Source organism: Geodermatophilus sp. SYSU D00691 (assembly GCF_054050275.1).
In genome coordinates this window covers 79,599-88,524 of record NZ_JBJGYZ010000025.1, presented here as the reverse complement: position 1 = coordinate 88,524, position 8,926 = coordinate 79,599, and the positions used below count along the sequence as shown (strand labels likewise).

General features: G+C 74.3%; 7 protein-coding genes. 3 read left to right on the top strand and 4 right to left on the bottom strand.

Annotated elements, in window-relative coordinates; all coding sequences use genetic code 11:
• Nucleotides 1–155: 155 nt before the first annotated feature.
• Together ACI797_RS18090 and ACI797_RS18085 are read right to left on the bottom strand one after the other, a co-directional pair.
• Nucleotides 156–3,116, bottom strand: a complete 2,961-nt coding sequence (locus ACI797_RS18090; RefSeq protein WP_456860135.1) for a UPF0182 family membrane protein — start codon at nt 3,114–3,116, stop codon at nt 156–158.
• A 178-nt stretch (nt 3,117–3,294) separates the two neighbouring features.
• Nucleotides 3,295–4,332: a YlbL family protein gene (locus ACI797_RS18085; RefSeq protein WP_456860132.1), complete on the bottom strand. Its 1,038-nt coding sequence runs from the start codon at nt 4,330–4,332 to the stop codon at nt 3,295–3,297.
• 115 nt (nt 4,333–4,447) lie between these two features.
• On the opposite strand from ACI797_RS18085, the gene ACI797_RS18080 reads away from it, so the two are divergent.
• Nucleotides 4,448–5,854: a zinc-dependent metalloprotease gene (locus tag ACI797_RS18080; RefSeq protein WP_456860131.1), complete on the top strand. Its 1,407-nt coding sequence runs from the start codon at nt 4,448–4,450 to the stop codon at nt 5,852–5,854.
• Between the two features lie 28 nt (nt 5,855–5,882).
• On the opposite strand, the gene ACI797_RS18075 is transcribed toward ACI797_RS18080, so the two are convergent.
• Together ACI797_RS18075 and ACI797_RS18070 are read right to left on the bottom strand one after the other, a co-directional pair.
• Nucleotides 5,883–6,353, bottom strand: a complete 471-nt coding sequence (locus tag ACI797_RS18075; RefSeq protein WP_456860130.1) for a BLUF domain-containing protein — start codon at nt 6,351–6,353, stop codon at nt 5,883–5,885.
• A 116-nt stretch (nt 6,354–6,469) separates the two neighbouring features.
• A complete protein-coding gene (locus ACI797_RS18070) occupies nt 6,470–7,114 on the bottom strand; it encodes a M48 metallopeptidase family protein (RefSeq protein WP_456860129.1) in 645 nt (214 codons plus the stop codon).
• Between the two features lie 403 nt (nt 7,115–7,517).
• Between ACI797_RS18070 and ACI797_RS18065 the strand changes: the two genes are divergently transcribed.
• Entirely contained in the window at nt 7,518–7,670 is a 153-nt protein-coding gene (locus tag ACI797_RS18065) for a DUF5679 domain-containing protein (protein WP_012950213.1), read from the top strand.
• A 119-nt stretch (nt 7,671–7,789) separates the two neighbouring features.
• Nucleotides 7,790–8,893, top strand: a complete 1,104-nt coding sequence (locus ACI797_RS18060) for a ThiF family adenylyltransferase (protein WP_456860128.1) — start codon at nt 7,790–7,792, stop codon at nt 8,891–8,893.
• Nucleotides 8,894–8,926 lie beyond the last annotated feature (33 nt).

Genomic DNA, 8,926 nt, shown 5'->3' with positions numbered 1-8,926 from the left:
GGGGGGGGGGGGGGGGGGGGGGGGGGGGGGGGGGGGGGGGGGGGGGGGGGGGGGGGGGGGGGGGGGGGGGGGGGGGGGGGGGGGGGGGGGCGGGGGCGGGGGGGGGGGGGGGGGGGGGGGGGGCGGGCCCCCCCCCCCCCCCCCCCCCCCGCGGATCAGCCGGTCGGCGAGGCCGCGGCCTGCGCCGCCTGGTAGGCCTCGACGGCGGCCTCCAGCTGCTCGAGCGCCTGCCCGGTGGCGGCGAAGTCGCCGCTCTGCAGGGCCTGCTGGTAGGCCTCCAGCGCCTCGTTCATCTCCTGGACCGCTGCGTCGAGGTCCGGGTTGCTGCCGGTTCCGCCGCCGCCGTCGTCCGGCGGGTTGGTCGGCGCAGGCGACGTCGTCGTCGGTGAGGACGGCGACGTCGGGGTCGACGTCCCCTCGTCGGCCGGCGGGGTCTCCTCGCCGTCCACCGCGGACTCGCCGGCCCCCTCGCCGAACACCTGGTCCAGCGCCTCGGCCAGGGTGTTGGCGTAGCCCACCTCGCCGCCGTAGTTGACGAGCACCTTCTGCAGCGTCGGGAAGGTGTTCTCGCCGCGGCCCTGCACGTACAGGGGTTCGACGTAGAGCAGGCCGTTCTCGCCGATCGGCAGGGTCAGCAGGTTGCCGAACACGGCCCGGGACTCCTGGCTGTTGAACAGCGTCAGGTCGGGTCTGACCTGGTTGTTCGTGATGAACGACTGCTGCACCTGCCGGGGACCTCGGAACGGCGTGGTGCCCGGCAGCCGCAGCACCTGGATCTCGCCGTAGCTGTCGGGATCGCTGGACGCCGAGATGAACGCCGACAGGTTGTCCCGCCGGAAGGCGTTCAGCGCGCTGGTGAGCTGGAAGCTCGCCTGCCGGTCACCGGGCCGCTGGGCCAGGATGTAGTACGGCGGCTGCGCGTCCTGGGTGTCCTGGGTCGGGTCGTCGGGCACCTGCCAGCGGTCGTTCTGGTTGTAGAAGTCCTGCGGGTCGGTCACGTGGTACCGCGTCAGGATGTCCCGCTGCAGCTTGAACAGGTCCTCGGGGTACCGGACGTGGCTGCGCAGCTCGTCGCTCATCTCGTCCTGCGACCGGATGGTGTCCGGGAAGGACTTCCGGTAGGTCTCCAGGACCGGGTCGTCCTCGTCCCAGGCGTAGAGGGTCACGCTGCCGTCGTAGGCGTCGACGGTCGCCTTGACCGAGTTGCGGATGTAGTTGAACTGCTCGTCCGGCAGCGCCGTGGTGCCGGCGCCGGTCAGGGAGTCCTGGGCGGCCTGGCCCAGCTCCATCAGCTCGGCGTACGGGTAGGAGTCCGACGTCGTGTAGCCGTCGAGGATCCACACGATGCGACCGTCGATGACCGCCGGGTAGGGGTCGCCGTCCACCTCGAGGTAGGGCGCCACCTTCTCGACCCGCTGCCGCGGGTCGCGGACGTAGAGCACCCGCGACTCGTCGTTGACCGCGTCGGAGAGCAGGAAGTTCCGCTCGCGGTAGTAGATCGCGAAGGTCAGCTGGCGGAAGAAGCTGCCGATCGCGACCCCGCCCTCGCCGTCGTAGGTGTTGTTGATCTGCCCCTCGTCCGTGCCCTCCTGGGGCCGGTCGAACTCCCGCGGGTCGGTGCCCTCGGGTGCGCCCACGACCGAGTAGTCGTTGATCAGCTCGCCGTAGTAGATCCGGCTCTGGTCGACCTCGATGTTGCCGGTGGTCGGCAGGTCGCGGGTGGTGAAGTTCGGCTCGCCGCCCTCGGCGCCGGTGACCACCTCGTTCGCCGGCGCGGCCACGAACCCGTTGCCGTGGGTGTAGACGGTGTGCCGGTTGATCCAGCTGTCCTGGTTCTCCGACAGGCTCGCGCTGTCCAGCTCGCGGACGGCGACCACGTAGTCGCGCGTCTCGCCGTCGATCGTGTACCGGTCGATGTCCAGCTTCTCCGGGAAGCCGTAGACGTTGCGGATCTGCTGGCGCGCGGTGAACGTGTCGGACAGGACGTTGGGGTCCAGCAGCCGCGCGTTCGGGATCGTCTCGGTGTCGTTGCGCAGCTCGGCCAGGGCGGCCTCGGTGTCGACCGAGTCGCCGGTGGTGTCGGTGGCGTAGTCCACGTAGTCGACGTCGGACAGGCCGTAGGCCTCCAGGGTCGACGCGATCGCCCGTTCGATGTAGGGCGCCTCGCGCTGGTCGGCGCTCGGCTTGACCACGAACTGCTGCACGATCGCCGGGTACGCCACACCGATCACCAGGCTGGAGATCAGCAGCAGGACCAGCGCCGCCGCCGGCAGCAGGAAGTTGCGGACGACGATGTTGGCGAAGAACGCGAGCGCGCAGACGACCGCGACGAACACCAGGATCGTCTTGGGCACCAGCAGCGCGTTGACGTCGGTGTAGCTGGCGCCGGTGAAGACCTCGCCGCGGTCGGAGTAGACCAGGCCGTAGCGGTCGAGCCAGTACGCCACCGCCTTGAGCGCGACGAACAGGCCCAGCAGCACCGAGATCTGCACCCGCGCGGCGGCGGTGAGCTTCTGCCCCGGGGTCTGCAGCCGCAGCCCGCCGAAGACGTAGTGGGTGAGCAGCGAGCCGATCAGCGCCAGCAGCACGATCGCGAAGCCGAAGCCCAGGACCAGCCGCCAGAACGGGTAGTCGAAGACGAAGAAGGACAGGTCGATGCCGAACTCGGGGTCGACCTGCCCGAAGTCGGTGGAGTTGCGGAAGGTCAGCCAGGTCTCCCAGCTGCCCTGCGCGGTGAAGCCGGCGAACAGGCCGAGGACCACCGCGATCACCGACAGCACCAGGGTGCGGCGGGGCTCCAGCGACTGCCGGTAGCGCTCGAGGTTCTGCTGCTCGAGCGACATCGGCCGGAACGTGGGCCGGAACCGGTATGCGAGGTAGACGGCGAGCGCGACGAGGCCACCGGTGGCCACGCCCGCGACCGCGAACAGCAGCGCGCGGGTCTGCAGCTCGGTCCAGAAGACCTCGGTGTAGCCGGTCTCGTCGAACCACAGGTAGTCGACGTAGACGTTGGTCAACGTCCCGATGGCCGTGAACAGCACCAGCAGCACGGCGATGGCCCCGATGACCAGCTTCGCGCGCCGCGAGAGCGTGGGCACCGACACGGGGGGCCGCATGGCCACGAGCGGTCTCCTTCAGTTGCAGGGTGGCCGGGGCCACGGGTGGGGCCGGGCAGCCCCTGTGGTTCAGGTCAGAGTCATCTCAGGACAACGCACCGGGCGGTCCCGGGTTCCCGCGCCCGCCGGGGTTGGCCGACAGCTTCCTCCACGCGGGCCGGGACGGGTCGCACGGGGCTCAGCACGTCGGCGGGGTGCGGCCCGCACGGTGGTCGGCGAGCGCGTCGAGGGCGTCGTCGAGGGTCGCCACCTCGGCCAGCACCAGCCCCGGTTGAGGGGCCTGCAGCGCCTCGTCGCAGTTGCCCTCGGGGACGAGGAAGAGGGTGGCGCCGATCTCGCGCGCGGACACCATCTTCAGCTGCACGCCGCCGATGGGCCCGACGGTGCCGTCGAGGTTGATCGTGCCCGTCCCGGCGATCACGTCACCGCCGGTGAGGTCGTCCTCGCCGACCAGCGCCAGGATGCCCAGGGTCAGCATCAGGCCGGCCGAGGGGCCGCCGACCTCGCGGCCCCGCGCGTCCTTGACCGAGATGTCGACGTCGAACGGGGCCGCCGGCTGCTCGCGGACGAGCACGCCCAGCAGCGAGCCCTCCCGGTCCTCGGCCGCCCGTGTCGTGACCGTCGTCGTCCCGGCCTCGCCCAGCCGCGTGTAGGCGACCTCGACCGCCGTCCCACCGGGGATCGAGGTGAGGACCTCGTCCAGGGCGTCGGTGTCGGGGACCGGGCGGCCGTCGACCGACTCGATGGCGTCGCCCTCCTCCAGCCGGCCGTCGGACGGCGAGTCGTCCGACAGCCCCTGGACGACGACCTTGTCCGGGTACCCCAGGCGGTCCAGGGCGACGGTCTCGGCGGTCTCCTCGGAGGTCAGGAACGCCTCGCGGTTCTGCTGCCGGGTCTCCTCCGGGGACTGGTCCGGCGGGTACACCGACTCCTCCGGGACGACGGTGACCTCGTCGTCGAACCAGCCGCGGACCGCCTCGACCAGGCTCAGGCCCGCGCCGCTGACCCCCACCGTCGTCAGGTTGAGGTTGCCGTCGACGTCGTTGGCCTCGCGGCCCTCGACCGTGATGATCGGCGTGCCGTCGATGTCGCCGATGGTGTTGTAGGTCGGCCCGGGCACCTCCGCCACGTACGGCACCGGCACCGCAGCCCCCAGCAGCCCGAAGACCACCAGGAGGACGGCACCGACCAGGACGACGGCGCTCCGACGAGTCACGTCGCGCGAGGATAGGTGGCGCACCTGGGGAACGCTGGCGCGGCACCGTGCCGCTGTCCGCTCAGGGCGGACACGGACCGCCGCCGGCGGAAGATCACGCGTCTACCGTGGGGGCATGAGCGACCTGCCGTTCGGCTTCGGGCTCCCCGACCGCGACCCCGAGGGCAACGACCCGGCGAAGCGCAACCAGCCGCCGTCCGGGGCGGACCCCTTCGGCTTCGCCGCGCTCTTCGGCGGTGCCGGTGGCGCCGGCTCGCCCGAGGACCTGCTCGGCAAGATGCCGCTGTTCGCCGAGCTGCAGAAGCTGATGAACTGGTCCGGCGGCCCGGTCAACTGGGACCTCGCCCGGCAGGGTGCGATCAGCCAGCTCGCCGCCGGGCACCAGCCGACGTCGGAGGCGGAACGGGCGGCGGTGGCCGAGTCCCTGCGGCTGGCCGACCTCTGGCTGGACCAGGTGACCGACCTGCCCTCGGGCGTCGACCGGGCGCTGGCCTGGTCGCGGGTCGAGTGGGTGGAGCAGACGCTGCCGGCGTGGAGCGCGCTCATCGACCCGCTGGCCGAGCGCGTGGTGGCCGCGATGACCAGCGCGCTGCCCCAGGAGGCGGCGAGCATGCTCGGCCCGATCGCCGGGATCATGGGCCGGATGGGCGGCATGATGTTCGGCGCCCAGGTCGGCCAGGCCCTCGGCCGGCTCGCCGACGAGGTCGTCACCAGCACCGACGTCGGGCTGCCGCTGGCCCCGGCCGGCGCCGGGGTGCTCGTGCCGCAGAACGTCGCCGAGTTCGCCGCCGGCCTCGACCGGCCGGCCGACGAGGTGCGGCTGTTCCTCGCGCTGCGCGAGGCCGCGTCGCAGCGGCTGTTCGCCCACGTGCCGTGGCTGCGCCAGCAGCTCACCGACGCCGTCCACGCCTACGCGCGCGGCATCAAGGTCGACCGCGAGGCGATCGAGCGGGGCATCGCCGAGGCGATGGGCGGCATGGAGGGCGGCCTGGACCCCAGCGACCCCGAGGCGATCCAGCGGCTGCTGGGCAGCGGCGTCCTCGAGCCCGAGGAGACCCCCGAGCAGCAGATGGCCCTGCGCCGGCTGGAGACCCTGCTCGCCCTGGTCGAGGGGTGGGTCGACACCGTGGTCGCCGCCGCCGCGGGCGACCGGCTGCCCGGCCACCAGGCGCTCGCCGAGACGATGCGCCGGCGGCGGGCCTCCGGCGGTCCGGCCGAGCAGACCTTCGCCACCCTCGTGGGGCTGCAGCTGCGCCCGCGCCGGCTCCGCGACGCCGCCACCGTCTGGGCGGCGATGGGCGCGCAGCACGGCACCGACGCGCGCGACCGGCTGTGGTCGCACCCCGACCTGCTGCCGACGTCGGACGACCTGGACGAGCCGCTGGACTTCGTCGCCCGTCAGGGGCTGGACGACGAGCTCGCCGCGCTGACCGCCGACGACGCGCAGGAGCCGGCCGGCGAGGAGCCCGACGGCGGGCCGGCCGAGCGGGACGACGACGAGGACGGCCCGGCGACCGGCTGAGCCCCGGGCTCCCGACCGGCGGGACGGGTCACACCGTCTGGGCGGCCGATCGCACGGCGTCGCGCATCACGTCGAGGACCTGGTCCTGCTCGGCCGTGGTCGGCCGGCCGGCGGCCCGGGAGATGCCGTCGGTGTGCGCGATGAGCGGGATGTCGGGTTCGTCGGCCTCGTCCGAGACGCGCGCCATGGCCCAGCGGCCGAAGACCCGCCGCTCGACCGGCTCGGTCTGCAGGAGGCTGACCCGCTCGTGCCGGACGTCGCGCTCGATCCGGGCGTAGAGGGCCCGCACCGCGGCCTCGTCCCCTTCGAGGACCTGCACGAACCAGTCGCCGTGCACGAGCAGGGCGCCGGTGACCTGCCGCTCCTTGTTGTTCCGGCGCGCCTGGGTGAACAGGCCGCCCAGCTCCTGCTTGCGCACCGGCGCGGGGATGCGGTTGCGGCTGCGGTACATCAGCCGGAACACCGGTCCGGCACCCTGCCCCTGAGCGATGTCTGGCATGACCGTCTCCCTCGGGCGTCGGCCGAGGACACGAGGACCGTGGTGCGGCCGCGCCGCAGCGAAGCCTGCCCACGGGTTCGCCGGTCGTGCTGTCTCACTTTGCGACGGCGCGGACCTCAGTCGACGAGCTCGCCGTCGGCCATGTGGCCCGCGGCGTTGGCCAGCTCCACGCCCTCGAGGAAGCCGCGCGCCCGCTCGGCCTTGGGGTAGCGGGCGACCAGGGCCCAGAAGCGCTCGTCGTGACCGGGCTCGAGCAGGTGCACGAGCTCGTGCACCAGCACGTAGTCGACGACGTACTCGGGCATCGTGCGCAGCCGCGTCGACAGCCGGATGCTGCCGTCGGCAGGGGTGCACGACCCCCACCGGCGGTGCTGGTTGTCCACCCACCGGACGCTGGCCGGCTGCGGGATGCCGTCGAGGTGGGCGGCCGAGAGCGCCCGTGCCCGGGCCATCAGCTCCGTGTCGCCGCCCAGGGACCGGCGCCGCCGTTCCTCCCGCGTCTGCAGCTTGGCGACCATCTGGGCCACCCAGCGCCGCTCCTCCGCCGGGCTGAAGGCCGCCGGGATGAGCACGACGGTGCGGCCCAGCTCCCGGTAGGCGGTGACGGTCCGCCGACGGCGGGCGCTGCGCCGGACCTCGACGTCGGCCGGCAGCTCGTCGGTCGCGCCCCGGCTGCTCCGGGCAGCAGCCAGCGATCGGCCGCCCGAGCGGGCGGCCGAGGGACGAGAGCTGTCGGGAGCGTCGGGGATCGAGCCGGGCACGGCTGCACCGTATCCAGTGGCGACCCGTTCCGCGCGCACGGCGTCCACCGGTCGGGGACGGTTCGTCCGACCGGTGGACACGGGCCGCGGTGGCACTCCCCCGATGGGCTGGCACCGATGTCGTTCCACAACCCCCGAGGCCTCGTCCCCGCTGGTGAGGCCCCTGTTCGGGGCGGTCGACCGGGGTCGCCGCCGGCGCGTCGTGCGCAGGTTCCGCACAGGGACACGCCGGTGCGTCAACACCCCGTCCACATCGTTGTCCACAGGGTGAGGACGGCGTCGGCCGTCCGGCGGCCGCAGCCGCCCACCCCACCAGCGAGAACGTCGGGCCCGCTCCGAGTACCGTCCCCCGCAGCGGCGCCCCGACCGGCCAGTGGGACGCCTTCGACACCGAGGAGAGACCGTGGCGGAGAGCTACAACGGCTACTGCGTGAAGTGCAAGGAGAAGCGGGACTTCGACGGCGAGGTCAAGGTCAGCGAGTCCGGTCGCCGGATGGCCCAGGGCACCTGCCCCGTCTGCGGCACCAAGATGAACCGGATCCTCGGCAAGGCCTGAGACAGGACCCCTCTGCCCCCGACGGCGGCGTCCCGCACCAGCGGGACGCCGCCGTCGGCGTCTGCGGGGCCTGTGGACGGCGGCAGCACCGGCGCCCGCCCGCTGCGACGCTCGACCGCGTGACGCACCCGCTGCTCCCCTCCGCCGTCCCCGTGCTCCGCGACGGGCCCGATGCGGTGCGGGTCGGTGGCGTGGACTCCGCCGACGGGCTGCTGGTGGCGGCCGGCGGCGGCTGGGTGCGCGAGCTGCTGCGCTCGCTGGACGGGCGGCGGGGCCAGCTGGCGGTGCTGGCCGACGCCGCTCGCGACGGGCTCGACCCGGTCGCGGTCGGCGAACTGCTCGGCGGGCTGCGCTCGGCCGGCCTGCTGGTCGACCTCGACCCGGCCGACCTGCTCGCCGCCGACGCCGGTCCGGCCGCCGAGGCGCGCACCGCCACGGAGCTGCCGGCCGCGCTGGCCGGCGGGCCGCTGGGCTGGCGCTCGCGCCGGGCGGCGGCGGTGGTGGTCGACGGCGCCACGCGGGTGGGCGTGCCGCTCGCCGCCGTGCTCGCGGCCAGCGGGGTCGGCCGGGTGTGCGTCCGCGACGACGCCCCCACCACGGCGGCCGACGCCGTGGTCGGCGGGCTCACCGCCGCCGACGAGGGGCGGCCGCGCTCCCTGGCCGCCGCCGACGCGGTGCGCCGCGCCAGCCCCCTGACCGACCTGCGGCCGATCGCGGGCGGCGCCGCCGACGTCGTCGTCCTGGCCCGCCCCTGGGCCGCCTCCGACCCGCTGGCCGCGGGCGTGCACCGGGCCGGCGTCCCGCACCTGGTGGCCACCGTCCGCGGGCAGACCGGCGTCGTCGGCCCCTTCGTGGTCCCCGGCGTGACGAGCTGCCTGCGCTGCGCCGACCTGCACCGCCGCGACGCCGACCCGCGCTGGCCCGGGCTCGCCGCGCAGCTGACCGCCGGCGAGGCCCCGGCCGCCGGCGCCACGGTCACCTGCCTGCTGACCGCCGTGGTGGCGGCGGTGCAGGTGCTCGCCTTCCTCGACGGCGCCGCGGCCCCGGCGGTGCTGGAGGCGACGGTGGAGCTCACCCCGCCCGACCTGCTCCCCCGCGTGCGGCGGTGGCCGGCCCACCCGGCGTGCGGCTGCCGCGCGGTGCCGTCGGAGGCGGCCCGGCCCCTTTCGGATGAGCCTCTCGGGGCGCCCGTCGGCGCTCGCGCGGGACGGCAGGGACAATAGGACGGTGAGCGAGCTTGCGAGCTCACGCGAGGG

Coding starts and splice junctions, on each gene's coding strand:
- ACI797_RS18090 (WP_456860135.1), bottom strand. CDS start 3,116: ATGCGGCCCCCCGTGTCGGTGCCCACGCTCTCGCGGCGCGCGAAGCTG.
- ACI797_RS18080 (WP_456860131.1), top strand. CDS start 4,448: ATGAGCGACCTGCCGTTCGGCTTCGGGCTCCCCGACCGCGACCCCGAG.
- ACI797_RS18075 (WP_456860130.1), bottom strand. CDS start 6,353: ATGCCAGACATCGCTCAGGGGCAGGGTGCCGGACCGGTGTTCCGGCTG.